Genomic DNA, 25,522 nt, shown 5'->3' with positions numbered 1-25,522 from the left:
GTAGCCCGATCAATTGTCACTGGCGCAACCGATGCCCTGCACTTGGTAGTCCAGCACATGTTCGCGGCCCTGGCTGTCGAGGTAGTTGAGTTGCGCCGGGACGATGCCGCATTGGCCGTAGGTGTCGGTGCTTGACAGTACTTTGGCCACGTCCAGGTGGATGAAAAAGCCGGTTTTGTCGTGGATCACGGGTTCGGCGGCAAACACGGAACCGGTAGCGAGCAATGCGGCAAAGCCGAGGATAAACAGTTTCATGGTGGTAACTCTCTTAAAGGGTTGGCTGCCAGGTCGCGGCAGTGATTTCACAGTAACCGGGCACCCCGAACAGCCAACCAACAGGATGATGACAAGTTTGTAATGCAGGGCTCAGGGCTGGCGGCCGGAGGCTTCAAGGATCAAGTCGGTGATTTCCTTGGCGTGGGACACCAGCGACAAGTGGCTCGATGGCAGCTCGATGGTGCTGGCGTTCATCCGCTTGGCAAGGAAGCGCTCCAGGTCAGGGTTGATCGTTTGGTCATTCGCTGACACTGCGTACCAGGACGGCTTGGTGTGCCAGGCGGCATTGACGGTGCGTCCGCTGAATAGAGTCTTGGTGATGGGTTGCTGCACGGCGTACAGCTCCAGCGCCTTGGCATGCGGCACGTCGGCGGCGAAGTATTTGAGGAAGGCGTCCTGGCTCAGCGTGAGGTAACCGTCGTGGTCCTCCACGCCAGCCCGCACAGGCATGGTTGGGTATTTGGCCGAGAGTGCGACAAAGTCTTCATTGGCGTCCGGTGCGCGAGCAGCCACGTACACCAGGGAGCTGACTTTTGGGTTCACCCCGGCGTCGCTTACCACGGTGCCGGCGTAGGAATGGCCAACCAGCACCGTGGGGCCATCTTGTTGGTCCAGCACACGGTTGGTGGCGGCGACATCGTCGGCCACCGACGTCAGCGGGTTTTGCACGGCGGTGACATGCAGGCCGGCGGCCTGGAGACGGGTGATGACTTCGGACCAGCTCGAACCGTCAGCCCAGGAACCGTGCACCAGCACTACGTTATTGGCTTTGACCGGCGCGACGGTGCCGGCCATGGCGGTGCCAGTGCCCAGCATCAACAGGCTGGCGGCGATCAGGCAGAGTTTGCTTGCAGGTTTCATGGGTGGACCCTTTTCATCAGTAGGAAGTGGCGTCATCCGATGTGGGTGACTGACGAGCCCACTGTACGAAGTGAGGGTGCTGGCAAGACTTACAGCTTCATTACAAACCTGTAATGCAATCGGCGTTGCTGGCGTTTACAAGTGTCAAGGTGATCCGTAGATTGCATCGGGCCCATCATTTGTTACAGCCCATGAGGAAGCCGCGCAGTGTCCATCCGAGGTCCAGCCGTATTCAATCGCCGTTACCGCGCCTTTCTGTTTGATATGGATGGGACGTTGCTCAACTCCATTGCCGCCGCGGAGCGGGTGTGGAGTATCTGGGCTGAACGCCATGGCCTGGATGTGACGGCGTTTCTGAAGACCATTCACGGTGCCCGTGCGATCGACACCATCACTCGCCAGGCATTACCCGGCGTTGATCCTGAGGTCGAGGCGCAATGGATTACGGAAAATGAACTCAATGATGTCGAGGGCGTTGTAGCGATTCCCGGCGCCGCCGCGTTTTTGAACAGTCTGCCGGGCGACCAATGGGCGCTGGTCACCTCGGCACCGAGGGAGCTGGCCTTGCGTCGACTGCAAGCGGCGGGCATAGCCCCGCCGGCGGTGTTGGTCACGGCTGAAGACGTCGCCGTCGGCAAACCCAACCCCGCCTGTTACGTCTTGGGGGCGCAACGCCTGGGTGTACCGGTGCAGGATTGCCTGGTGTTTGAAGATGCGACGGTGGGTATCCGGGCGGGAGAGGCCGCCGGGGCGGATGTGATGGTCGTAACGTCGACGCATCATACGCCAATGGTCACGCAGCATCCCTCGGTTGACGGGTACGAGCAGTTAACGGTGCAGCGTGATACGGACGGCTTGCTTTACTTGCAGGACGGGGCGGCCTGATGCAAAAAGGCCGAGCCCGTTACCGGTCCCGGCCTAGTTCGGCACCGGCGGGATCGGGTGCCTGCATCCGATCATTCCTCATGCCCTGGCGTGACAGTACCATCTCCCTGAGTATTTCATTCGCCAGCCGCGCGATGGCTTCGGCACCGCGATAATGCGCGCGCACGATCCCGGTAATTGCGAAATGGTCGGTTTCCGGGCCGCTGAGCACTGCCGAAAGGGTCCCGTCTGCGTGCAAGGTGCAGGTCACTTTGTAGCTGGGCAGGCGGGCTGCCAGTGCAGATTCGATCTGGGATTTACTCAGGGTGTCCATCTTGATTCAGTGCCTTTTACTGATCGTGCACGTCCAAGCATAGGCCCTACCGTGGCGCTGTAAATACCGGCGATCTGATGGCGAAGAGCGCGGCATCAGTGCGGCATTTTTCGACACAATCTATGCTGTACGGCCTTTTGGATGGGTTTGAGGCAGAACAGAAATAAATAGTCACTAAGCAGCAGTGCCAGATCCAGCCAGGAGTGAGGGGCGACGGCCCCCGCGCCTTCGATTGCATACCTCAAACCATAAGCCAGCCCCGCGAAGACCAGCCCGATCAACAGGGCGATCATCCAAGACCTGTAGGCAAATGGAGATGCGATCGTAGGCATTATCGACGTGCTCCTGAATACACGGATGGCTCAGTGTCAGTCAGGAGATTCGGCCGGGAATGAAACAACAAGTTCCAGACGTGAAGACAGTTTCATCTTTCCATGAAGATGAGGAGAGCGTCAGCCACGCAACAAACACAACAGCAGTTCATAGGTGTTTTCGCCAGCCGTTACAGTGAACGAAAGGGCTGGCTACTGAGGGGGCTTCAAGGCGTCTGGTTTTTGTCCGGAGCAGCCAGGCCAGCCTGGATGCGCTGGTAGATCTCCTCGCGATGCACGGCAACGTCCTTGGGTGCATTGATGCCGATTCGTACTTGCTGGCCGCTTACGCCCAGGATGGTGATCGTGATGTCATCACCAATGTTTATGCTTTCACCAACTTTGCGGGTGAGTATAAGCATGGACTTCTCCTTGATTACTTTTAAGGACACATGTTTCAGACAGGGCAGGTGTCGGATGTGTGTAGCTTACTGCTAAGCGCTTCCCTGTGACTGCCTCTTTTAGGACGCATAGAGGCGACATTAATTCCCATGGCGGCATCATACAGGTCTGCGATACATGATTCGCATTGTTTAATCCAACGTTTATGACGGCCAGAATAGACAGTGAATGATAAAGTCGCCTCTTTATCTTTTAAGGAGCAGGTCAGTGCGTAAAGTAGCGATGGCAATTGCGGTGTTGGCATTGGCCGGTTGCGGTGAAGGCAAAAGCGTCGACGCGCCCAAGCCCAAGCCTGCCGTGACCGAAAGCCAGCCCCAGACCGGCGCGATTGCCGTCCAGGAGTGGGACATTCGGGTAGGCCCGCCGGACCATAAGTTGCAGGCGATCACCGACCTCACGGCCTGGCTGCTGGAGCATGGCTTCAATTTCTACATCGTGAAAGTGGATGGCAAGGACGAGGTCCTGTTGGGGCCTTTCGCAACCAAGGCTGAAGCCGAGGCCAAACAGACGTTGCTCAACGAAAAAATGGCTCGCGCCAAGAAAACCGACACTGTGTCAGAAATCATTGAGCACAACGCCGGTCAGTAAGGGCCTTGTGGGCGGGTCTTCGCCCACGTTCAACCGCAGGCTTTCAGGTTCACCGGGCCGACAAACTCATTGCCGCGCCCCATCACGCAGGCCACGGTCTGGTTGCGTTGACGCTCCCAGGGTTGCACGGGGTAGGTCTTGTTCCAGGCTTCGTACAACTGGCGATCCTGTTTTGACAGCCGCAAGCCGTATTGCTTGCTCATGTAGAAATACGTGCGCGCGATCATTCCCCGAATCGAAGGGCGCGGCATGACCTTCTTGGCCTTGAAGTCCACCTGGGTCAGGCAAGAGCCGTATTGCCCGCTTTGCACCGGCAGCCAACCAAAACTGAAGTTGTTGCGGTCCCCATTGACCTCGCCGATGCTCGGCACCAGGTTGTGCAGGTCGGCTTCGGCACGTTTGAACACGTCGTCGTGACGCGTGCAATTCTTGCGCCCGCCGTCCTGCCAGCACTGGCGCTGATGCCCGATCTGCCACGCAGGAACGATGTGTTCCCATTCAATGCGTGCGGCGCGGTTGGCGTTTTTGCGTGGGATGTAGCCGCAGGCCTTCAAATCCACACGGTTGCCGGTGTATTTGCAACCGCAATAGAACTCGGTGGATTGTGGCGCGTAGAGCTTCCAGGCGACTTTTTTGGCTTCGCTGAAGGTACGGGGCGCCTGGGCGTGGGCGGTAAAGGTGAAAAACAGGCAACACACAGCGATAAAACGGACACTCATTGAATCAATCTTCCTTCGGCACAACCCAGAAAATCTGTACACCGCCGTCATCCCGATAGGCGAGGGTGACGTTGTCGTTTTCGGCGATTTCCTCCAGCAAGCGCGCCCACTCATCCTCAGGTTCTTCCGGCAAACGGAAGATCAAAGCCGCCTTGGCTTTCTGCGCATTGGTCGAATTGATGATCTTTTGCACACGAATGGCCAGGCGTTCGTAGGCATCAGGCGGGGTTTGCGCTGCGGAAGAAGATTTTGCCACGGAGTATTCCTTAATAAGCTGTACGCACATACAGTATTTAACTGTAGGCAATTTCGCAACTGCTTAAACTTCAAGAAGTCTGTCTGACAGCAATTCAGGCAATTTAGTGTAGAGCGCAGGAGTTTTAATCGAAGGGGGCTGGGGGAGCAGGGACGGGTAGAGCCGCCCCTGCCGGGATGTCACCGGGAATCAGTATTCCCAGAACATCCGCTGCAGCTCTTTGCTGTCCTGAGTCTTGGTCAGGGCGACCATCGCCAGGATGCGTGCTTTCTGCGGGTTCAGGTCGAGGGCCGCGACCCAATCGTATTTATCGTCAGGCTGTTCGGCGTTACGCAACACCATGCCGCCAGCATTCACATGGGAAGACCGAATGATCTGCACACCTTGCTTGCGCAGTTCTACCAGTGTGGGCACGACTTTGGAGGACACCGACCCATTGCCGGTGCCAGCATGGATGATCGCTTTGGCGCCAGCTTGAGCCAGAGCCTTGTAGGCAGTATCGCTCACGTTGCCATAACCATAGGCAATCTCGACATCAGGCAGGCTCTTGATGTTCTTGATATCGAATTCCGAATCCATGGTGTGACGCTTGGCTGGCAAGCGGAACCAGTAGGACTTGCCTTCAACCACCATGCCCAGCGGGCCCCATGGGCTCTTGAATGCTTCGGTCTTGATATTGATCATTTTGCTGACGTCGCGACCCGACTGGATCTCATCGTTCATGGTGACCAATACGCCTTTACCGCGTGCATCTTTGCTGCCTGCCACGGCGACGGCGTTGTACAGGTTGAGCATGCCGTCTGCGGACATGGCGGTGCCAGGGCGCATGGAACCGACCACTACGATTGGCTTGTCGGTTTTTTCCACCAGGTTCAGGAAGTAGGCGGTTTCTTCCAGGGTATCGGTGCCGTGGGTGATCACGATGCCGTCCACGTCCTTGCTGTCGGCCAGTTCGGCGACGCGGCGGCCCAGTTGCAGCAGGTTTTCATTGTTGATGCTTTCGGACGCAATTTGCATCACTTGCTCGCCACGTACATTGGCGATCTGACTAAGCTCAGGAACACCGGCAATCAACTGCTCGATGCCGACTTTGGCGGCCTGATAGGTGGCACTGTTGGCTGCGCTGGCGCCAGCGCCGGCAATGGTGCCGCCAGTGGCGAGGATCACCACGTTGGACAGTTTGGTCTTGGATTCAACTTCCTTTGCCTGAGCGGCAACGGGGAACAGCAGCAGGAGGGCTAACGCGCCCGGAACAAAGTTCTTCAGTGCAGATTTCATTATTTTTCTCTCTGGTTTTTGATGAGTGCTGTAGCAGGTTCATCTAGAACACCCGGGGCGGTTCCGAATGCCACGCGGTGATGGGGTACAGCAGGATCCGTACCAGGCTCATTGGCTTCGCAGATATAAAATAACTTATTGATTTATAACAAATTATAAACTTATTTTGAGATGGGCGAGCAGGTGGTTGTCCGGCTTTCCGAACATGGGACGGCACCGTGTTCGGTTGTCCGAAAACACGGGTGTTCGGGGGCGTGTATTTGCATACGCGAAACGGCGCAGTCTGTCGTTTTAGAGAACGGTTGGGAGTGGGCAATGTTTAATGGGCCGCTGTGGCTGGCGCAAGGAAAGGGCTGGATGCCGCAGATGAAAAGCTGTTTTCAACCGTTGACAAAACTCGACAAGGTTCTCATAGTTTGAATAACGCAAACGTTTGCGAGATGTTTCACGGGACACTCTTGGAGTATCGTGACAGCTCGTATCAGCCCCCCGGGTGGGAAGGCTGCCGAAGCGCTCTTCGGTACAAGCGTTGCTCACAATAATCATAAGATCGGAGTGAACCCATGAAGCTGCCATTCGCTGGACGTCTTCTTGCTGTCGCTGTGCTTGCCGCCGCATCCGCTGCCCTGCCTCTCTCCTCTGCATTCGCTGATGACGCCGCCAAACCCAAGGTCGGCCTGGTCATGAAATCCCTCGCCAATGAATTCTTCGTCACCATGCAAGACGGTGCCAAGACATACCAGAAAGAACACGCCGCCGATTTCGACATGATCACCAACGGGATCAAGAACGAAACCGATACCAGCGCGCAGATCGACATCGTCAACCAGATGATTCTCGCCAAGGTCAACGCCATCGTCATTGCCCCTGCCGACTCCAAGGCACTGGTCACCGTGCTGAAGAAGGCTTCCGATGCAGGTATCAAAGTCGTCAACATCGACAACCGCCTGGACCCGGACGTGCTCAAAAGCAAAAACCTCGATATTCCTTTTGTAGGCCCGGACAACCGCAAAGGCTCCAAGTTGGTGGGCGACTATCTGGCCAAGCAACTGGCCTCGGGTGACAAGGTCGGCATCATCGAAGGCGTGCCGACGACCACCAACGCGCAGCAGCGTACCGCAGGCTATAAGGATGCGATGGACGCTGCCGGCATGAAGATTGTTTCCACTCAATCCGGCAACTGGGAAATCGACCAGGGCCAGAAAGTGGCTTCCGCCATGCTGAGTGAGTACCCGGACCTCAAGGCCCTGCTGGCCGGTAACGACAACATGGCTCTGGGCGCTGTCTCCGCCGTACGTGCGGCAGGCAAGGCCGGTAAAGTGCTGGTCGTGGGCTACGACAACATCGAAGCTATCAAGCCGATGCTGCAAGATGGCCGTGTGCTCGCCACCGCTGACCAGGCCGCTGCCCAGCAAGCCGTGTTCGGTATCCAGAACGCGCTCAAGCTGGTCAAGGGTGAGAAAGTCGATTCCAAAGACGGCGTGATCGAGACCCCGGTCGAACTCGTCCTCAAGAAGTAATCCTGGCAGTACCCAACAGCGCCTGCTCGTCCTGAGCGGGCGCCTGGAGATTTTCCTATGTCATCTTCCGCCCCGAACGCTGTCCTCTCGGTCAGCGGTATCGGCAAGACCTATGCCCAGCCGGTTCTGTCCGACATCACCCTGACGCTCAATCGCGGGGAAGTGCTGGCGCTGACCGGTGAGAACGGCGCAGGCAAAAGCACCTTGTCGAAGATCATCGGCGGGCTGGTCACACCGACTACCGGGCACATGCAGTTCAATGGACAGGACTACCGCCCCGGCAGCCGCACCCAGGCCGAAGAGCTGGGCGTGCGCATGGTCATGCAGGAACTCAACCTGCTACCGACACTGACGGTCGCCGAGAACCTGTTCCTGGATAACCTGCCCAGCCACTGTGGCTGGATCAGCCGCAAGCAACTGCGCAAGGCAGCGATTGAGGCCATGGCCCAGGTCGGCCTGGATGCTATCGATCCGGATACACTGGTCGGCAGCTTGGGTATTGGCCATCAGCAAATGGTCGAGATTGCCCGCAACCTGATCGGCGATTGTCACGTACTGATCCTCGACGAACCCACCGCCATGCTCACTGCGCGTGAAGTCGAGATGCTGTTTGAGCAAATCACCCGCTTGCAGGCCCGAGGCGTGGCGATCATTTATATTTCACACCGGCTGGAAGAGCTGGCCCGCGTAGCCCAGCGCATTGCGGTGCTGCGTGATGGCAAGCTGGTTTGCGTAGAGCCGATGGCCAACTACAACAGCGAGCAGCTGGTCACCTTGATGGTCGGTCGCGAGCTGGGCGAGCACATTGATCTGGGCCCGCGCACCATCGGGGCCCCGGCCCTGACGGTAAAGGGCCTGACCCGCTCGGACAAGGTCCGCGACGTGTCCTTCGAAGTGCGCGCGGGCGAGATCTACGGCATCTCCGGCCTGATCGGTGCCGGTCGTACTGAGTTGTTGCGCCTGATCTTCGGCGCCGACCTGGCCGACAGCGGCACCGTGGCGCTCGGTTCGCCGGCCCAGGTAGTGAGTATTCGCTCGCCGGTCGACGCGGTAGGTCACGGCATTGCCCTGATCACCGAAGATCGCAAGGGTGAAGGCCTGCTGCTGACTCAGTCGATCAGCGCCAACATTGCCCTGGGTAACATGCCGGAAATTTCCGGTGGCGGTGTGGTTAATAGCCGCAACGAAACCGCCTTGGCCAAGCGCCAGATCGACGCCATGCGCATCCGCAGTTCCAGTCCGGCGCAGTTGGTGTCCGAGCTGTCCGGCGGCAACCAGCAGAAAGTGGTGATTGGCCGCTGGCTGGAGCGCGACTGCTCGGTGATGCTGTTCGATGAGCCAACTCGCGGCATCGACGTCGGTGCCAAATTCGACATTTATGCCTTGCTCGGCGAATTGACCCGCCAGGGCAAAGCGCTGGTGGTGGTGTCCAGTGACCTGCGCGAACTCATGCTGATCTGCGACCGCATCGGCGTGTTGTCCGCCGGACGCTTGATCGAAACGTTCGAGCGCGATAGCTGGACCCAGGACGAATTGCTCGCCGCCGCCTTCGTCGGCTATCAGAAACGTGACGCGCTGCTCAACGACGCAGTGCTTAGGGATACCCCATGAAAACCACAACTTCCCCCGGCAAGACTGGCGGCAACTTCTACGGCCTGGGCACTTACCTGGGCCTGGCCGGCGCCTTGCTCGCGATGATTGCGCTGTTCTCGGTGCTCAGCGATCACTTCCTGTCTTATGACACCTTCAGCACCCTGGCCAACCAGATTCCGGATCTGATGGTGCTGGCAGTCGGCATGACCTTTATTTTGATCATTGGCGGCATCGACTTATCGGTGGGCTCGGTACTGGCCCTGGCGGCGTCGGCAGTCAGTGTGGCGATTCTCGGCTGGGGCTGGAGCGTGTTGCCGGCCGCCTTACTGGGCATGGGCTGCGCAGCTTTGGCGGGCACTATCACTGGCTCGATCACTGTAGCCTGGCGCATTCCGTCATTTATCGTGTCCCTCGGCGTGCTGGAAATGGCCCGTGGCGTGGCGTACCAGATGACTGGCTCGCGCACCGCCTACATCGGTGATTCGTTTGCCTGGCTGTCCAACCCGATCGCCTTTGGCATCTCGCCGTCGTTCATCATTGCCTTGCTGGTGATCATCGCCGCGCAGCTTGTGCTGACGCGTACTGTATTTGGTCGTTACCTGATCGGTATCGGCACCAATGAAGAGGCTGTGCGCCTGGCGGGGATCAACCCCAAGCCCTACAAGATCCTGGTGTTCAGCCTCATGGGCCTGCTGGCCGGTGTGGCGGCGCTGTTCCAGATTTCGCGCCTGGAAGCGGCGGATCCGAACGCCGGCTCCGGCCTGGAACTGCAAGTGATCGCAGCGGTGGTGATCGGCGGCACCAGCCTCATGGGCGGACGCGGCTCGGTGATCAGTACCTTTTTTGGTGTGTTGATTATTTCGGTATTGGCCGCCGGCTTGGCGCAAATCGGTGCCACGGAACCCACGAAGCGCATCATTACCGGTGCCGTGATCGTGATTGCCGTGGTCCTTGATACCTATCGCAGCCAGCGCGCCAGTCGGCGAGGTTGAACCATGGCAACGATCAAGGATGTGGCAGCGCTGGCAGGTATTTCCTACACCACGGTGTCCCATGTGGTGAACAAGACGCGCCCGGTCAGTGAGCCTGTACGTATCAAGGTTGAGGCCGCGATCAAGCAACTCGACTACGTACCCAGTGCCGTTGCGCGCTCGCTCAAGGCCAAGACCACGGCCACTATCGGCTTGCTGGTGCCCAACAGCCTCAACCCGTATTTTGCCGAGCTTGCCCGAGGCATCGAGGATTACTGCGAGCGTAACGGCTACTGCGTGATCCTCTGCAACTCCGACGACAATGCTGAAAAACAGCGCAATTATCTGCGTGTGTTGCTGGAAAAACGTATCGACGGCCTGATCGTGACTTCGGTGGGCGGCGACGATAGTGGCCTTGCCGCCGGTTTGAGTGCGGTGCGCACGCCCATGGTGATTGTCGACCGGGCGCTGGATGGCATTGACGTGGACCTGGTACGTATCGACCACGAGGGGGGCGCCTACCTGGCAACCCGCCACCTGCTCGAACTGGGCCACCGCGACATCGCCTGCATCGGCGGTCCTGGCCATACCCGTGTTGCGCAAATGCGCCTGGCGGGGTATCACCGCGCGCTGCGAGAGGCAGGCGTGGCTGTGGTGGCCAATCGCACCCAGGAAAGCGATTTCACCAGCACGGGTGGTTATGCCGCCGCTGTGCAACTGCTGGCACACAATCCGCCCAGCGCCATTTTTGCCAGCAACGACATGATTGGTTTCGGTGTGTTACGCGCCGCAGCAGAGCGCAATATCCGCGTGCCGGGCGAGCTCTCGGTGATCGGTTTCGATGATATCCAAATGGGTCGGTACGTGTACCCGGCACTGACCACGGTAGGGCAGTCGATCGTGCAGTTGGGCGAGACGGCAGCCGAGCTCTTACTGCGAAGAATTGCAACACCCCAACTGCCGTTCGATCAACGCATCGTGACGCCGAGCATCGTTTTGCGCGAGTCTACGGCGCCCGTCGCCGGTACATTCGCCCAATACCGCTGAACCGAATTGATGAGTACTGATGTATGCCAGCAAAAGTAGTGGTAGTAGGCAGCTTGAACATGGACCTGGTCACTCGCGCCAGCCGGCTGCCGCGGGCCGGTGAAACACTCATCGGGCAGACATTTTCCACCGTGCCTGGCGGAAAGGGCGCGAACCAGGCCGTCGCTTCGGCCCGTCTGGGCGCTGATGTTTCAATGATTGGCTGCGTCGGCACCGATGCCTATGGCATCGAGTTGCGTGATGCGCTGTTGGTGGAAGGCATCGATTGCCAGGCCGTCAGCACCGTGGATGGTTCCAGTGGCGTGGCCTTGATCGTGGTCGATGACAGCAGTCAGAACGCGATCGTGATCGTGGCGGGCAGTAACGGCGAACTGACGCCCGCCTCGTTGCAGGCGTGCGATGCGGTGCTGAAGGCGGCCGACGTAATCGTCTGCCAACTGGAAGTGCCGATGAATACGGTGGGTTTCACCCTCAAGCGCGGTCGTGAACTGGGCAAGACGGTGATCCTCAATCCGGCCCCGGCCAGCGGTCCATTGCCGGCTGAGTGGTACGCCTCTATCGACTACCTGATTCCCAATGAAAGTGAAGCCACCGCTTTGAGTGGCGTGACGGTCGACTCCATTGAGAGTGCCAAGGCAGCAGCGACGCAGTTGATCCAGGCAGGCGCTGGCAAAGTCATCATCACCTTGGGTTCTCAGGGCGCGCTGTTTACCGACGGCCAGCGCTTTGAGCACTTGCAGGCACCAAAGGTCACGGCGGTAGATACCACGGCAGCAGGCGACACATTTGTTGGCGGTTTCGCCGCGGCGTTAGCCAACGGCAAAAGCGAGGCTGAAGCCATTCGTTTCGGCCAGGTCGCGGCGGCGCTGTCGGTGACCCGCGCGGGTGCGCAACCCTCTATTCCAACGCTGAATGACGTACAAGGTTTTGTGCCCTCATGAAAAAGACACCTCTGCTCAATATTGCCCTGTCGCGTGTGATCGCTTCGCTGGGGCATGGTGACATCCTGGTGATCGGCGACGCCGGCCTGCCGGTGCCGCCAGGCGTCGAGCTGATTGACCTGGCGCTGACCCAGGGCATCCCGGATTTCATCAGCACCTTGCGTATCGTGCTCAGCGAAATGCAGGTAGAAAGCCATGTGTTGGCGGAAGAAATTCTGCTCAAGCAACCGCCGGCGCTTGCCGAGCTCAATACACTCACAGAGCAGGCCGCCCTCGGTGAGCGGCGTCTGGTCAGCCATGAAGAATTCAAACAGCTGAGCCGCAAGGCGCGCGCCGTGGTACGCACTGGTGAGTGTCAGCCTTATTGCAATATCGCGCTGGTGTCCGGCGTAACGTTCTAGCGTTCTCAACGACAAGGAGTGTTTTATGCAACGTGGTCTCCCAACCCTGAAAAACCTGTTCCGGAGTGTTCTGCTTTTGTCCGCACTCACTGCTGCAAGCGCCCAGGCGGCGGAAAAGGTCGATTTGATCATCGATACCGACCCTGGTGCCGATGATGTGGTCGCCTTGCTGTTCGCCATGGCTTCCCCGGATGAGCTGAACATCCGCGCGCTGACTACCGTCGCTGGCAACGTGCGCCTGGACAAGACCTCCCGCAACGCACGGCTGGCCCGCGAGTGGGCAGGGCGCGAAGAAATTCCGGTATATGCCGGCGCGCCTGCGCCACTGTTGCGCAAGCCGATCTACGCCGAGAATATCCACGGCAAGGAAGGCATTTCCGGCGTCACCGTGCATGAGCCCAAGAAGGGCCTGGCTGATGGCAATGCCGTTGATTACCTCATCAAGACCTTGACCACCGCCAAGCCTCACAGCATCACCATCGCCATGCTCGGCCCGCAGACCAACCTGGCGCTGGCGCTGACCCAGGCGCCGGAAATCACCCAAGGCATCAAGGAAGTGGTGGTGATGGGCGGCGCGCACTTCAATGGCGGCAATATCACGCCCGTGGCGGAATTCAATCTGTTCGCTGACCCGGTTGCGGCCGAGATTGTGCTCAAGAGTGGCGTCAAGCTGACCTATCTGCCGCTGGACGTGACCCACAAGGTACTGACCAGCGAGGCGCGCCTGAAAAAGATCGCCGACATCAAGAACAACGCGAGCAAGGTGGTGGGCGATATTCTTAACGAATACGTCAAGGGCGACATGGAACACTACGGCATTCCAGGCGGCCCGGTGCATGACGCCACCGTCATCGCCTATCTGCTCAAGCCTTCGCTGTTCAGTGGGCGTCAGGCCAATATGGTGGTGGATAGCCGTGAAGGCCCGACCTTCGGCCAGACCATCGTCGACTGGTACGACGGCCTGAAGCAGGAAAAGAATGTGTTCTGGGTCGAGAATGGCGACGCCCAGGGCTTCTTCGATCTGCTGACCGAGCGCCTGGCGCGTCTGAAGTAATGGCTTTACCGGTCGGCGTTCGCCGGCCGGTTCTTATTCGCGCTCGGGGTCGTGTGCCCCCATGTGGTCGGCTGGATATTTCTCGAATATCTGGCCGATGAATGCTTGCGCCGCTTGTGTGCCCAATTCCTTGACCAGCAGGTCGATACCGATGATCGCCAATTCCTCTGGGCTTCCGGGGCTGTAGGAACTCTGTCCTTGGGGCCACTTGGCTTTGATGTCGGCTTGGAGCGTTACGGTGGTCATGAATATCTCGCGGGGGGCTGAAAGGGCAGGGCAGTGCGCTGGAACGCGGTTCTTACGGGCCCAGTTAACCATTTTGCAGCGTGTTTGGCACTGATACTTAGGCATGAAGCGCGTCGGAATGACGTCGCGGCTGTGCGACACTGTCCGCTTGTTTAATAGCCGGGGAAACCACGTGCAGATTGACTTGAACAACCCCGAGAACCTGACGTTGGCGAATGTGCGCCAACTGCTCGCCAACGCCAGCGATGACGAACATACCCAACTGCGGGTGACCAAAGCTGGAATCGCCTATATTTCCTCTGGAAAGGTTGTAGGCGGAGTGGACATCGACGGGCTGCTGTTTCGTCTGGAGACCTGGGCAAAAGGCTCCGGATGCGTCGGCAATGTGGCCGCCAGCGATGAAGTCTGGGTGACCCAGATTTTCAATGCGCTGGAGCAGAATTGGCCGACGCCGGAATTTGCCTACATCGATATCTACTGATTTCGTTCATATCTGGTCACGATTGACCGGGCGAATGCCTGTCGAGAGTCAGGCAGACTTGCTCTGCGGCGGTTTACGTCTTGAAACCAATCCGTCCAATCGATGTCGCAAAATCTCTGTCCATTTTTTATCATAGGAGGCTTCATGCCTTGGAAGCTCGCATCATTCGGTACTTTGTTGGCAGCACTCGCGTTGGCGGGTTGCAGCACCCCGGGTGCCTCTGAGCCAGCCAAAGACGCCGCCGTGACCGATGCCGGTCATAGCCGCTGTGAGTCGAAGGCCGCCGAATTCACCATCGGCCAGAAAGCCTCGCCCCAGTTACTGGAACAGGCGCGTACCCGTGCCGGTGCGCAGAACGCTCGCATCCTCAAGCCTAACGACATGATCACCCTGGAATACCGCTCTGACCGCTTGAACCTGAACACCGACGACAACCTGGTGATCACACGGGTCAATTGCGGATAAACTGCTACAGGCTTTTGTAGCACCCATAAAAAACCCCGTCACATGGACGGGGTTTTTTTAGCTCAGCGGAGAATTACTCGCCGCGAACCTGTGCAGCTTGCATACCCTTTTGGCCTTTCTCAGCCACGAAGGAAACGGTTTGGCCTTCTTTCAGGCTTTTGAAACCGTCGCTTTCGATAGCTTTGAAGTGTACGAACAGGTCGTCACCGCCACCTTGAGGAGTGATGAAGCCGAAGCCTTTTTCATCGTTGAACCATTTAACGGTGCCGGTTTGGCGATTAGACATGGTGTATCTCCAAGAAACATATATTTTCAGTAGTGCTGTGCTGCTCAGGCCAACTGGGCACACCGGGCTATCATAGTCGAAATGTTCGGCTTGGGAGCCCCCCCAAGGCATTGTTTGCTAATCAATAGCGTTGCGTTTAGTGCTTTGGTCGGCTGAAAGCCCCGATTTACGGGGCTTTAGCTCGAAATATCAGCTCGTAAAAAAAGCCGTAAAAGCTATGTAATTTGTGAGAAACGGCAGTTTTATAGCCATTTTTCCGGCAAAGCAGCTGTGTGACCAATTGCAAATCTTACTTTTTCTTCACCACTTTGCAGGATGAAATAGCCGCGACCGCTTTGTTTTTAAGCTCAGGGCTGGCGTTCTGATTGGTCATCAGTTCCTTGATTTCGGCGGTGCTCAGCTCAGCGTTGATCTTGTCAGCGCCACATTCGCAATGGGCTTTGGCAGTTTTGACGTCTACGTTCTGGCTGGCGGCTGCGCTGCAGTCGCTGACGAAGCTGTCGCGAGCACCGGCTGGCCAGTTCGACGGCGCTGCAGCTTGTGCGCCGAGGGAGAGGAGGGTCAGGGAAGCGGCGAGAGCGAGGGTAGAGGTAAAACGCATCATGAGGATGCTCCTTTGGGTCGAGGACGAACGGCGATTCTCAGTGGGTTTGAGGCATTGCGTACAGCTCAAGTTCACTTTTGCAGCTATAAAGGACGGAATTTGTGTTTACAGAAGATAGCGGCGGCACGATGACCGTTCATCTGTGCTAGCATCTTTCGCTTGGCTATTTCCAGGCGCGCCCATCGCCGCCTTGCCACGTTCTTTTTAGCTCACTCCAGTCACTCTGGTTCGATTATCGGTTGGCCGAAAGGCTCCTGCCGCTGTAAGGCAGGCGTTCATCACTGAACGGCCTGGTATTGGATCTTGTACTGGCTCATCCCAACCCACGTGACCTTTGGTAGGGGTCACCACTAGGAGAGGAGGCGCCATGCCAACTATTACTCTTCCCGACGGCAGTCAACGTTCATTCGATCATTCGGTTTCCGTCGCCGAGGTCGCCGCATCCATTGGTGCAGGCCTGGCCAAGGCCACCGTGGCCGGTAAGGTCGACGGCAAGCTCGTCGATGCCAGCGATCTGATCACTCGCGACGCCAGCCTGCAAATCATCACGCCCAAGGATCAAGAGGGGCTGGAGATCATTCGCCACTCTTGCGCGCACTTGATTGGCCATGCGGTCAAGCAACTGTACCCTACCGCGAAAATGGTGATTGGGCCGGTCATTGAAGAAGGCTTCTATTACGATATCGCCTATGAGCGTCCTTTCACTCCGGACGACCTGGCCGCCATCGAACAGCGCATGCACCAGCTGATCGAAAAAGATTACGACGTGATCAAAAAGGTCACGCCGCGCGCCGAAGTGATCGACGTGTTTACCGCCCGTGGCGAAGATTACAAGCTGCGTCTGGTGGAAGACATGCCGGAAGAACAGGCCATGGGCCTGTACTACCACGAAGAATATGTCGATATGTGCCGTGGCCCGCACGTGCCGAACACGCGCTTCCTCAAATCGTTCAAGCTGACCAAGTTATCCGGCGCCTACTGGCGTGGCGACGCGAAGAACGAGCAACTGCAACGGATCTACGGCACCGCCTGGGCTGACAAGAAGCAGCTGGCGGCCTACATCCAGCGCATCGAAGAAGCCGAAAAACGCGACCACCGCAAGATCGGCAAGCGCCTGAACCTGTTCCACCTCCAGGAAGAAGCGCCGGGCATGGTGTTCTGGCACCCGAACGGCTGGACCCTGTACCAGGTGCTTGAGCAGTACATGCGCAAAGTACAGCGTGAGAACGGCTACCTGGAGATCAAGACGCCCCAGGTCGTTGACCGTAGCCTCTGGGAGAAATCCGGGCACTGGGCCAACTATGCCGACAACATGTTCACCACCCAGTCGGAAAACCGCGATTACGCCATCAAGCCGATGAACTGCCCTTGCCACGTGCAGGTGTTCAATCAAGGCCTCAAAAGCTACCGCGAATTGCCAATGCGCCTGGCCGAATTCGGTGCTTGCCACCGTAACGAGCCATCAGGTGCGCTGCACGGCATCATGCGCGTGCGTGGCTTTACCCAGGATGACGCTCACATCTTCTGTACCGAAGAGCAGATGCAGGCCGAGTCCGCTGCTTTCATCAAGCTGACCATGGACGTTTATCGCGATTTCGGCTTTACCGAAGTCGAGATGAAGCTCTCCACTCGTCCGGAAAAACGCGTCGGTTCCGATGAGCTGTGGGATCGCGCCGAAGCTGCACTGGCCGCTGCGCTCGACAGCGCGGGCCTTGCGTACGATTTGCAGCCGGGCGAAGGCGCTTTCTACGGTCCGAAGATCGAGTTCTCGCTGAAAGATTGCCTTGGCCGCGTCTGGCAGTGTGGTACCCTGCAGCTCGATTTTAACCTGCCGATCCGTTTGGGCGCCGAATACGTGTCCGAAGACAACAGCCGTAAACACCCGGTCATGCTGCACCGGGCGATACTTGGCTCGTTCGAGCGGTTCGTCGGGATCCTGATCGAGCACTACGAGGGTGCATTCCCTGCGTGGCTGGCTCCGACCCAGGCAGTGATCATGAATATCACTGATAAACAGGCAGATTTTGCCGCTGAAGTTGAAAAAACTCTCAACGAAAGCGGGTTTCGTGCCAAGTCCGACTTGAGAAATGAAAAGATCGGCTTTAAAATCCGTGAGCATACTTTGCTCAAGGTTCCCTATCTTTTGGTTATCGGAGATCGGGAAGTCGAGATGCAGACTGTCGCTGTGCGTACTCGTGAAGGTGCTGACCTGGGCTCGATGCCCGTCGCCCAGTTCGCTGAGTTCCTCGCGCAAGCGGTTTCCCGGCGTGGTCGCCCAGATTCGGAGTAATTATTATTAAGCGTGAAATGAGACAAGATAAACGAGCTGCACCGAAAGCCCCGATCAACGAGAATATCTCGGCACGCGAGGTTCGGTTAATTGGCGCTGACGGCGAGCAGATTGGCATCGTCTCGATTGATGAAGCGCTTCGTATCGCTGAAGAGTCCAAATTGGACCTGGTGGAAATCTCCGCCGACGCAGTCCCGCCTGTTTGCCGGGTGATGGACTACGGCAAGTCGATCTTCGAAAAGAAGAAGCAGATTGCTGCAGCGAAGAAGAACCAGAAGCAGATTCAAGTAAAAGAAATCAAGTTTCGTCCAGGGACGGAGGAAGGGGATTACCAGGTAAAACTGCGCAACCTGGTACGTTTCCTGAGTGATGGGGACAGGGCTAAGGTATCCTTGCGATTCCGCGGCCGTGAGATGGCCCACCAGGAGCTGGGGATGGAACTCCTCAAGCGGGTTGAAGCTGACCTGCTGGAGTATGGTTCCGTCGAGCAGCATCCTAAGATGGAAGGACGCCAGCTGATTATGGTCATCGCCCCGAAAAAGAAGAAGTAATCAACAGGGCACGGCAGGCCTTCTGATTATGTTTATCAACTGAATGCGGAGTATCCGAACATGCCAAAGATGAAGACTAAAAGTGGTGCTGCTAAGCGGTTTCTGAAAACTGCTAACGGTATCAAGCACAAGCACGCTTTCAAGAGCCACATCCTGACCAAAATGTCGACCAAGCGTAAGCGTCAACTGCGCGGTAGCAGCTTGCTGCATCCGTCTGACGTGGCAAAAGTCGAGCGCATGCTGCGCCTTCGTTAATTTTTGGATCAAGAATAGAGGAAGTAACTCATGGCTCGTGTAAAGCGTGGCGTCATTGCCCGTAAACGTCACAAAAAAATTCTGAAACTTGCTAAAGGCTACTACGGCGCGCGTTCACGCGTGTTCCGTGTTGCCAAGCAAGCGGTAATCAAGGCAGGCCAATACGCCTACCGTGACCGTCGTCAGAAAAAACGTCAGTTCCGCGCTCTGTGGATCGCTCGTATCAACGCTGGTGCACGTGTTAACGGTCTGTCCTACAGCCGTTTCATCGCTGGCCTGAAAAAAGCGTCCATCGAGATCGACCGTAAGGTTCTGGCTGATCTGGCAGTGAACGAAAAAGCGGCGTTTGCTGCGATTGTCGAGAAAGCTAAAGCCACCTTGGCTTAAGTACCCCCGACAGTCACCCTGGGCTACTCTGTAGCACAGGGTGTTAAACGTCATAAATAGGGGAAGAGCCTTCAAGCTCTTCCCCTATTTTGTATCTGGAGTCTGTACATGGAAAACCTGGACGCGCTCGTCGCCCAAGCCCTTGAGGCTGTGCAAAGCGCTGAAGATGTAAATGCCCTGGAGCAAATCCGGGTTCACTACCTTGGCAAGAAAGGTGAATTGACTCAGGTGATGAAGACCCTGGGGAATTTGCCGGCTGAAGAGCGTCCGCAAGTCGGTGCGCTGATCAACGTCGCCAAGGAGCGTGTCACAGAGGTGCTCAATGCGCGCAAGGCGACCATGGAGGAGGCCGATCTTGCGGCCAAACTCGCCGCCGAGTCCATTGACGTAACCTTGCCTGGTCGTGGCCAGGCCTCGGGCGGCCTGCACCCGATCACCCGGACTCTGGAGCGTATCGAGCAGTTCTTCACCCATATCGGCTACGGCATTGCCGAAGGCCCTGAGGTCGAAGACGACTACCACAACTTTGAGGCGCTCAACATCCCAGGCCATCACCCGGCCCGGTCGATGCACGACACCTTCTATTTCAACGCGAACATGCTGTTGCGCACCCATACCTCGCCGGTACAGGTCCGCACCATGGAAGCGAACAAGCCGCCGATCCGCATTGTCTGCCCAGGCCGTGTGTACCGCAGCGACTCCGATATCACCCACTCGCCGATGTTCCACCAGGTCGAAGGCCTGCTGGTTGATCGCGACATCAACTTCGCTGACCTAAAAGGCACCATCGAAGAATTCCTGCGGGTGTTCTTCGAGAAGGAGCTGGCGGTGCGGTTTCGTCCATCGTTCTTCCCGTTCACCGAGCCATCCGCTGAAGTCGACATGGAATGCGTGATGTGCAGCGGTAAAGGCTGCCGCGTCTGCAAGCAGACCGGCTGGTTGGAAGTGATGGGCTGCGGCATGGTTCACCCTAACGTGCTGCGCATGTCCGGCATTGATCCGGAAGAGTTCTCAGGCTTTGCCTTCGGCATGGGCGTTGAGCGTCTGGCCATGCTGCGTTACGGCGTGAACGACTTGCGTCTGTTCTTCGACAACGACTTGCGGTTCCTCGCGCAATTTCGCTAGTCGTAACGAATCTTTAGGAGAGCAGGATGAAATTCAGTGAACAATGGCTGCGTGGCTGGGTAAGCCCGCAGGTAGATCGCGACGCGCTGGTTGCGCGTCTGTCGATGGCAGGTCTTGAGGTCGATAGCGTTACGCCGACCGCCGGTGTTTTCAGCGGTGTGGTAGTGGGCGAGGTGCTGAGCACCGAACAGCACCCCGATGCCGACAAATTGCGTGTGTGCCAGGTCAGCAACGGCGCGGAAACCTTTCAGGTCGTGTGCGGAGCGCCAAACGTGCGTCCGGGCCTGAAGATCCCGTTCGCCATGATCGGTGCCGAGCTGCCGGGCGACTTCAAGATCAAGAAAGCCAAGCTGCGTGGTGTTGAATCCAACGGCATGCTGTGCTCCCAGGCTGAACTGCAAGTCGGCGAGGGCAATGATGGTCTGATGGAGCTGCCGGCCGATGCGCCAGTGGGCCAGGACATCCGCGTTTACCTGGAACTGGAAGACGCCAGCATCGAGGTCGACCTGACCCCGAACCGTGGCGACTGCCTGTCCCTGGCTGGCTTGGCCCGTGAAGTCGGCGCGTTGTACAGCGCCCCGGTCACCCGTCCGGTCGTTGCCGCCGTGCCTGCGATGCACAACGAAGTGCGCCCGATCGACGTGCTGGCGCCAAACGCTTGCCCGCGTTACCTGGGCCGTGTGATCCGCAACGTCGACCTGTCCAAGCCAACCCCGCTTTGGATGGTGGAGCGCCTGCGTCGTGCCGACGTACGCAGCATCGATGCTGCCGTCGACATCACCAACTATGTGATGCTGGAGTTGGGTCAACCGCTGCACGCGTTCGACCTTGCCGAAATCAACGGCGGCATTCGTGTACGCATGGCCGAAGAAGGCGAGAAGCTGGTACTGCTTGACGGGCAGGAGGTCAGCCTGCGTGCCGACACCCTGGTCATCGCTGACCACTCCCGCGCCCTGGCGATTGCCGGCGTGATGGGTGGCGAGCACAGCGGCGTGTCCGCGACCACTCGCGACGTGTTCCTGGAGAGTGCGTTCTTCGACCAGATCGCCATCGCTGGCAAGGCCCGTTCCTACGGCCTGCACACCGATGCCTCGCACCGCTACGAGCGCGGTGTGGACTGGAACCTCGCCCGTGAAGCCATGGAGCGTGCCACTGGCCTGCTGCTGGAAATCACCGGTGGCGAAGCCGGCCCGATCACCGAAACCGTCAACGAACAGTACCTCCCGTCCGTTGCGCCGATCACCCTGCGTGCCAAAAGTGTTGAGCAGATGCTTGGCCTGGTAATCGAACCGGCTGAAATCGAGCAATTGTTGTCGGCCCTCGGCTTGGGTATGTCCCCTGGCAGGGAAGGGCAGTGGACCGTTGAGGTGCCAAGCCATCGCTTCGATATAAGCCTGGAAGTCGACCTGATCGAAGAACTGGCCCGCCTCTACGGCTACAACCGTTTACCGGTTCGTTACCCGCAAGCGCGCCTGGCGCCACAGCCGAAGGCCGAAGCGCGCGCGCACCTGCCTGAGCTGCGTCGCCTGCTGGTCGCTCGTGGTTATCAGGAAGCGGTGACTTACAGCTTCATCGATCCAAAGCAGTTCGAACTGTTCAACCCAGGCGTCGAGCCGCTGTTGCTGGCCAACCCGATCTCCAACGACATGGCCGCCATGCGTTCGTCGCTGTGGCCAGGCCTGGTGAAAGCGCTTTCCCATAACCTGAACCGCCAGCAAGACCGCGTACGCATGTTCGAAAGCGGCCTGCGTTTTGTCGGTCAGTTGGACGGCTTGAAGCAAGAGCCGATGCTGGCCGGTGTGGTCTGCGGTAGCCGTCTGCCGGAAGGTTGGGCACAGGGCCGCGATGCCGTGGACTTCTTCGACGTCAAGGCCGACGTCGAAGCGGTACTGGGTTTTGCCGGTGCTCTGGATGCCTTCACTTTCGTGCCTGGCAGCCACCCGGCATTGCACCCGGGCCAGACGGCACGCATTGAGCGTGAAGGTCGCCTGGTGGGCTTCGTCGGTGCCATTCACCCTGAGCTGTCGAAGACCCTCGGTCTTGATCGTCCGGTGTTCGTGTTCGAACTGGTCCTGGCTGAAGTGGCTGCGGGCAAAATGCCTAAATTCAGCGAGTTGTCGCGCTTCCCTGAAGTGCGCCGTGACCTGGCGCTGATTGCCGACCGTGACGTGGCCGCCACTGCCGTTCTGGATGTAATCCGTGAAAATGCAGGGGAATGGCTGACAGACCTCAGGCTATTTGACGTCTATCAAGGTAAAGGTATTGATCCGCATAGAAAAAGCCTTGCAGTTGGCTTGACCTGGCAGCATCCATCGCGCACTCTTAATGACGATGAGGTGAATACCACGACACAAAATATCCTCACCTCGCTTGAACAAAGGTTGAACGCCACGTTAAGGAAGTGACGTATGGGGGCTTTGACGAAAGCTGAGATGGCGGAACGTCTGTACGAAGAGCTGGGTCTGAACAAGCGCGAGGCCAAGGAATTGGTCGAGTTGTTTTTTGAAGAGATCAGACACGCTCTGGAAGACAACGAACAGGTCAAATTGTCCGGTTTCGGCAATTTTGACCTACGGGACAAACGCCAGCGGCCTGGCCGCAATCCAAAAACGGGAGAAGAAATCCCGATCACGGCTCGCCGTGTGGTCACCTTTCGTCCAGGGCAGAAGTTGAAGGCCCGAGTTGAGGCTTATGCTGGAACCAAGTCATAACGACGAGCTACCCGTCATCCCAGGCAAACGCTACTTCACCATTGGTGAAGTCAGCGAGCTCTGTGCGGTAAAACCGCACGTGCTGCGCTATTGGGAGCAGGAGTTTCCTCAACTCAACCCCGTCAAACGCACCGGGAACCGTCGGTATTATCAGCGCCAAGACGTGCTGATGATCCGACAGATCCGTGCGTTGTTGTATGACCAGGGGTTCACCATCAGCGGCGCGCGCCAGCGTATGTCCGGTGATGAGGCCAAAGACGACACTACCCAATACAAACAAATGATCCGCCAGATGATCTCCGAACTCGAAGATGTGCTGGTGGTTCTGAAAAAGTAATTCCGGCTTTTAAAATACTTCCACATTTCAAAAGCTTGCGGTATATTCCGGATCGCTTCGTCAAGAAGCGAACCCAGTAACACGCCTAGTCGGGGCGTAGCGCAGTCCGGTAGCGCACTAGCATGGGGTGCTAGGGGTCGAGTGTTCGAATCACTCCGTCCCGACCATATTATTCAATGACTTAGCCCAACTTTACCGAGTTGGGCTTTTTCATGCATACAACATTACTCCCACATTTACTCCCACGAATATCTTGGATCTTGGTGGCGCCGCGATCTGAGATGGCGCATTTGTGTTCGAGTCTCGTCCGCTGCGCCATATTTGCTTCCACTAAGGCCCACTGAACGCCTGGAAGCCACGGAAATAGCGGCCTTGAGCCGCTTTTTTCGTTTTCTGAATTCCACTGGAATCCATCTCCAGCCACGGTTTTTAAGTACACATTTGAGTACACCGCTGGCACAGCCTTTTACGATCCCTTGCGCATCAATTTTCGTATTGGTTCGTCTACAGCTGGGCTGTATTCCCCTCCTTGATGCAAAAGGAGGTGTCTGATGGCTTTGACAGATACAGCGATCAAGCAAGCCAAGCCCGCTAGCAAGCCTTATACGTTAACTGATGGGGATGGCTTATCTCTGCAAGTGCCCACGACGGGTTCGAAGCGCTGGCATTTCCGTTTCTATTGGCATGACAAGCAATTGCGTATTTCCCTTGGCATCTATCCCGACATCAGTCTCAAGGAGGCTCGCCAGCGGAGAGAGGCTGCACGTGCGCTGGTGGCCAACAATATCGATCCCCGCTCTCATCGTCGCGCCGAGCGCCAAAAAGCCTCTCACGCCGCCAACAACACGTTTGAAGCGGTTGCTGGTCGCTGGCATGAGTTCCGAAGTAAAAAGTTGACGAAAAGTAAGAAGGGCAGTGCAGGACAAGCGAGTAAATACCTGAAGAAGGACATGCTGCCGTGTTTAGGCGATCTTCCGATCTCAGATATTTCTCGTGGTGACGTGCTGGAGCTCATTAGGCGAATTGAGCGCAGAGGCGCGCTGGTCTCTGCTCGAAAGGTGCGCACCTGGCTCAACCAGATCTTTCGTTTTGCCATGGCGGAAGGGCTCGTTGATGTGAACCCAGCAGCAGATCTTGATATCGCTGCCGAGACGCCGCGGCCAGTTCGCCATAATCCCTTCCTCCAGGTAAATGAACTTCCAGGACTGCTCGGGGCCGTCACCCACTATGGGTGTGCAGAAGCGACACGGCTTGGTATTCGTCTATTGCTGTTGACAGGGGTGCGTACAGGAGAGCTACGGGCGGCGACGCCAGACCAATTCGACCTCGACAAGGGGGTCTGGCTGGTGCCGCCGGAGGGTGTCAAGCAACTCCGGAGTCGTGTTCGAACCCAGGGGAATGAGATCCCACCTTATGTGATTCCACTGTCTACTCAAGCAATTGCAATAGTGCAGCGGCTGATACAGCTAAGGGCGCCCGGTGCGCGGTATCTGCTGGTTCACCGATACGAACCGCAGGAAATGATCAGTGAAAATACCCTTAACACCGCGATCAGCCGGATGGGTTACAAAGGAAGGCTCACCGGTCATGGGATCAGGGCCACCATCTCAACGGCCCTCAACGAGGTTGGCTTTGTAGAGGAGTGGATTGAGGCCCAGCTTTCGCACTCTGATCCCAACCAAGTTCGGGCTGCGTACAATCATGCGGAATACGTCGAGCCGAGACGTAGCATGATGCAATATTGGGCGGATTTATTGGATGCGCTAGAGGGCGAAGTTTCGCCGCCTAACCCCGAAGCATACATGGTGCAGGGCGGTCGACCCGCAACGGATTTTCTGAATACGCAGCAGGAATCTGCTAATTATTGTATGGGGCGCTAGGGGGCGAGCGTTCGAATCACTCCGTCCCTACCATATTTTTCAATGCCTTAGCCCAATCTGAAAAGATTGGGCTTTTTCATTTTGCACCAGGCATGGCGCGCTACGCGCAAGCCCAGGGCCGCTTTCGCGTGCGTTGAGCGGGTTGCCGCACCTCACGCCAACAAGACCTGTTACAGCCTGTCAGGCGCTGTGACATGATCCGCAATTCCCCGAGAATAAAACGGCTACACGGCGTCAAGGCTGATGGTTAAAGTGCACCTCGTTGGTGAGCAGGAGGTCGGTGCCGCGTCTGGCTTGCTCCGAACGCTTCTGCCGGGCTGGCAGTGCATGAGAAAGACGTGGGGCCGTCAGTAGACACTATAGTAGCAAAATAGTAGCGTGCAGGGCAGGCTTCTCCAAACGGTTATAGGAGGGCACGGAATAAGGCT

General features: G+C 57.5%; 31 protein-coding genes and 1 tRNA gene. 21 read left to right on the top strand and 11 right to left on the bottom strand.

The genetic code is table 11. The features are described from left to right. Nucleotides 1-9: 9 nt before the first annotated feature. Together LVW35_RS18885 and LVW35_RS18880 are read right to left on the bottom strand one after the other, a co-directional pair. Nucleotides 10-255 carry a DUF2790 domain-containing protein gene (locus tag LVW35_RS18885; RefSeq protein ID WP_233891537.1) on the bottom strand — a complete coding sequence of 82 codons (246 nt, stop codon included), beginning with the start codon at nt 253-255 and terminating at the stop codon, nt 10-12. Between the two features lie 111 nt (nt 256-366). Then, entirely contained in the window at nt 367-1,137 is a 771-nt protein-coding gene (locus LVW35_RS18880; RefSeq protein WP_233891536.1) for an alpha/beta fold hydrolase, read from the bottom strand. 207 nt (nt 1,138-1,344) lie between these two features. Here LVW35_RS18880 and LVW35_RS18875 point away from each other — a divergent pair, with 207 nt between their 5' ends. Continuing rightward, nucleotides 1,345-2,022 (top strand): HAD family hydrolase, encoded by a 678-nt coding sequence (locus LVW35_RS18875; protein WP_233891535.1) that lies wholly within the window; start codon nt 1,345-1,347, stop codon nt 2,020-2,022. A 19-nt stretch (nt 2,023-2,041) separates the two neighbouring features. Here the strand turns inward: LVW35_RS18875 and LVW35_RS18870 are convergent, their stop codons facing one another. The 3 genes from LVW35_RS18870 to csrA all read right to left on the bottom strand — a co-directional run bounded on the left by LVW35_RS18870 (nt 2,042) and on the right by csrA (nt 3,068). After that, nucleotides 2,042-2,335, bottom strand: a complete 294-nt coding sequence (locus LVW35_RS18870; RefSeq protein ID WP_233891534.1) for a hypothetical protein — start codon at nt 2,333-2,335, stop codon at nt 2,042-2,044. A gap of 95 nt (nt 2,336-2,430) precedes the next feature. Then, nucleotides 2,431-2,670, bottom strand: a complete 240-nt coding sequence (locus LVW35_RS18865; protein ID WP_442799689.1) for a hypothetical protein — start codon at nt 2,668-2,670, stop codon at nt 2,431-2,433. 203 nt (nt 2,671-2,873) lie between these two features. Continuing rightward, on the bottom strand, nt 2,874-3,068 hold the full coding sequence (gene csrA, locus LVW35_RS18860; RefSeq protein WP_233891532.1) for a carbon storage regulator CsrA: 195 nt from the start codon (nt 3,066-3,068) through the stop codon (nt 2,874-2,876). 262 nt (nt 3,069-3,330) lie between these two features. Between csrA and LVW35_RS18855 the strand changes: the two genes are divergently transcribed. After that, complete coding sequence (locus tag LVW35_RS18855; RefSeq protein ID WP_233896515.1) at nt 3,331-3,696, top strand: SPOR domain-containing protein; 366 nt, start codon at nt 3,331-3,333, stop codon at nt 3,694-3,696. A 29-nt stretch (nt 3,697-3,725) separates the two neighbouring features. Here the strand turns inward: LVW35_RS18855 and LVW35_RS18850 are convergent, their stop codons facing one another. The 3 genes from LVW35_RS18850 to LVW35_RS18840 form a co-directional block, all read right to left on the bottom strand. Continuing rightward, complete coding sequence (locus LVW35_RS18850) at nt 3,726-4,415, bottom strand: endonuclease (protein ID WP_233891531.1); 690 nt, start codon at nt 4,413-4,415, stop codon at nt 3,726-3,728. Nucleotides 4,416-4,419: 4 nt separating this feature from the next. After that, nucleotides 4,420-4,671, bottom strand: a complete 252-nt coding sequence (locus LVW35_RS18845; RefSeq protein ID WP_233891530.1) for a DUF1654 domain-containing protein — start codon at nt 4,669-4,671, stop codon at nt 4,420-4,422. A 189-nt stretch (nt 4,672-4,860) separates the two neighbouring features. Next, on the bottom strand, nt 4,861-5,949 hold the full coding sequence (locus LVW35_RS18840) for an asparaginase (protein WP_233891529.1): 1,089 nt from the start codon (nt 5,947-5,949) through the stop codon (nt 4,861-4,863). Nucleotides 5,950-6,512: 563 nt separating this feature from the next. Between LVW35_RS18840 and LVW35_RS18835 the strand changes: the two genes are divergently transcribed. Genes LVW35_RS18835 through LVW35_RS18805 form a run of 7 tightly spaced genes read left to right on the top strand, consistent with a single transcriptional unit; the run spans nt 6,513 to nt 13,476 of the window. Further along, nucleotides 6,513-7,469 carry a sugar ABC transporter substrate-binding protein gene (locus tag LVW35_RS18835; RefSeq protein ID WP_010209103.1) on the top strand — a complete coding sequence of 319 codons (957 nt, stop codon included), beginning with the start codon at nt 6,513-6,515 and terminating at the stop codon, nt 7,467-7,469. Between the two features lie 57 nt (nt 7,470-7,526). Continuing rightward, a complete protein-coding gene (locus LVW35_RS18830; protein ID WP_233891528.1) occupies nt 7,527-9,080 on the top strand; it encodes a sugar ABC transporter ATP-binding protein in 1,554 nt (517 codons plus the stop codon). Continuing rightward, entirely contained in the window at nt 9,077-10,054 is a 978-nt protein-coding gene (locus tag LVW35_RS18825; RefSeq protein WP_016978155.1) for an ABC transporter permease, read from the top strand. Before LVW35_RS18830 ends, LVW35_RS18825 begins: the two co-directional genes overlap by 4 nt. Before the next feature lie 3 nt (nt 10,055-10,057). Then, on the top strand, nt 10,058-11,080 hold the full coding sequence (locus tag LVW35_RS18820; RefSeq protein ID WP_233891527.1) for a LacI family DNA-binding transcriptional regulator: 1,023 nt from the start codon (nt 10,058-10,060) through the stop codon (nt 11,078-11,080). Nucleotides 11,081-11,103: 23 nt separating this feature from the next. Next, nucleotides 11,104-12,021 (top strand): ribokinase, encoded by a 918-nt coding sequence (rbsK, locus tag LVW35_RS18815; protein WP_233891526.1) that lies wholly within the window; start codon nt 11,104-11,106, stop codon nt 12,019-12,021. Then, a complete protein-coding gene (gene rbsD / locus LVW35_RS18810) occupies nt 12,018-12,422 on the top strand; it encodes a D-ribose pyranase (RefSeq protein ID WP_016978152.1) in 405 nt (134 codons plus the stop codon). The genes rbsK and rbsD overlap by 4 nt, the downstream gene beginning before the upstream one ends. A 25-nt stretch (nt 12,423-12,447) precedes the next feature. Continuing rightward, nucleotides 12,448-13,476: a nucleoside hydrolase gene (locus tag LVW35_RS18805; RefSeq protein ID WP_233891525.1), complete on the top strand. Its 1,029-nt coding sequence runs from the start codon at nt 12,448-12,450 to the stop codon at nt 13,474-13,476. A gap of 33 nt (nt 13,477-13,509) precedes the next feature. Here LVW35_RS18805 and LVW35_RS18800 read toward each other — a convergent pair whose 3' ends face one another. Next, nucleotides 13,510-13,722 (bottom strand): hypothetical protein, encoded by a 213-nt coding sequence (locus tag LVW35_RS18800; RefSeq protein ID WP_010209115.1) that lies wholly within the window; start codon nt 13,720-13,722, stop codon nt 13,510-13,512. A 172-nt stretch (nt 13,723-13,894) separates the two neighbouring features. Here LVW35_RS18800 and LVW35_RS18795 point away from each other — a divergent pair, with 172 nt between their 5' ends. Then, nucleotides 13,895-14,203, top strand: coding sequence for a hypothetical protein (locus tag LVW35_RS18795; protein WP_233891524.1), 309 nt, complete (start codon nt 13,895-13,897; stop codon nt 14,201-14,203). Between the two features lie 144 nt (nt 14,204-14,347). After that, complete coding sequence (locus LVW35_RS18790) at nt 14,348-14,668, top strand: I78 family peptidase inhibitor (RefSeq protein WP_071492188.1); 321 nt, start codon at nt 14,348-14,350, stop codon at nt 14,666-14,668. A gap of 73 nt (nt 14,669-14,741) precedes the next feature. Here LVW35_RS18790 and LVW35_RS18785 read toward each other — a convergent pair whose 3' ends face one another. Further along, nucleotides 14,742-14,954: a cold-shock protein gene (locus LVW35_RS18785; protein ID WP_003234260.1), complete on the bottom strand. Its 213-nt coding sequence runs from the start codon at nt 14,952-14,954 to the stop codon at nt 14,742-14,744. A 289-nt stretch (nt 14,955-15,243) separates the two neighbouring features. Then, nucleotides 15,244-15,558 (bottom strand): hypothetical protein, encoded by a 315-nt coding sequence (locus tag LVW35_RS18780; protein ID WP_016978147.1) that lies wholly within the window; start codon nt 15,556-15,558, stop codon nt 15,244-15,246. Between the two features lie 367 nt (nt 15,559-15,925). Here LVW35_RS18780 and thrS point away from each other — a divergent pair, with 367 nt between their 5' ends. The 10 genes from thrS to LVW35_RS18730 all read left to right on the top strand — a co-directional run bounded on the left by thrS (nt 15,926) and on the right by LVW35_RS18730 (nt 25,094). Beyond that, complete coding sequence (thrS, locus tag LVW35_RS18775; protein ID WP_177052932.1) at nt 15,926-17,848, top strand: threonine--tRNA ligase; 1,923 nt, start codon at nt 15,926-15,928, stop codon at nt 17,846-17,848. Next, nucleotides 17,848-18,399, top strand: a complete 552-nt coding sequence (gene infC / locus LVW35_RS18770) for a translation initiation factor IF-3 (RefSeq protein ID WP_169850653.1) — start codon at nt 17,848-17,850, stop codon at nt 18,397-18,399. The genes thrS and infC overlap by 1 nt, the downstream gene beginning before the upstream one ends. A 60-nt stretch (nt 18,400-18,459) precedes the next feature. Beyond that, nucleotides 18,460-18,654: a 50S ribosomal protein L35 gene (rpmI, locus tag LVW35_RS18765; protein WP_002553160.1), complete on the top strand. Its 195-nt coding sequence runs from the start codon at nt 18,460-18,462 to the stop codon at nt 18,652-18,654. Nucleotides 18,655-18,684: 30 nt separating this feature from the next. Then, nucleotides 18,685-19,041, top strand: a complete 357-nt coding sequence (rplT, locus tag LVW35_RS18760) for a 50S ribosomal protein L20 (RefSeq protein ID WP_002553161.1) — start codon at nt 18,685-18,687, stop codon at nt 19,039-19,041. 108 nt (nt 19,042-19,149) lie between these two features. Beyond that, nucleotides 19,150-20,166, top strand: a complete 1,017-nt coding sequence (gene pheS, locus LVW35_RS18755; RefSeq protein ID WP_010209123.1) for a phenylalanine--tRNA ligase subunit alpha — start codon at nt 19,150-19,152, stop codon at nt 20,164-20,166. 26 nt (nt 20,167-20,192) lie between these two features. Further along, nucleotides 20,193-22,571, top strand: a complete 2,379-nt coding sequence (gene pheT / locus LVW35_RS18750) for a phenylalanine--tRNA ligase subunit beta (protein ID WP_233891523.1) — start codon at nt 20,193-20,195, stop codon at nt 22,569-22,571. A 3-nt stretch (nt 22,572-22,574) separates the two neighbouring features. Beyond that, the gene (ihfA, locus tag LVW35_RS18745; protein WP_002553164.1) at nt 22,575-22,877 is read left to right on the top strand and encodes an integration host factor subunit alpha; all 303 of its coding nucleotides are present in this window, start codon (nt 22,575-22,577) and stop codon (nt 22,875-22,877) included. Further along, a complete protein-coding gene (locus LVW35_RS18740) occupies nt 22,858-23,214 on the top strand; it encodes a MerR family transcriptional regulator (protein ID WP_003219935.1) in 357 nt (118 codons plus the stop codon). Before ihfA ends, LVW35_RS18740 begins: the two co-directional genes overlap by 20 nt. Nucleotides 23,215-23,304: 90 nt before the next feature. Next, nucleotides 23,305-23,381, top strand: a tRNA-Pro gene (locus LVW35_RS18735). A 384-nt stretch (nt 23,382-23,765) separates the two neighbouring features. Then, entirely contained in the window at nt 23,766-25,094 is a 1,329-nt protein-coding gene (locus LVW35_RS18730; protein WP_233891522.1) for a tyrosine-type recombinase/integrase, read from the top strand. Nucleotides 25,095-25,522: the final 428 nt, after the last annotated feature.

The organism is Pseudomonas sp. HN11, assembly GCF_021390155.1.
Taxonomy (GTDB): domain Bacteria; phylum Pseudomonadota; class Gammaproteobacteria; order Pseudomonadales; family Pseudomonadaceae; genus Aquipseudomonas.
This window is presented reverse-complemented; position numbering and strand designations above follow the sequence as displayed.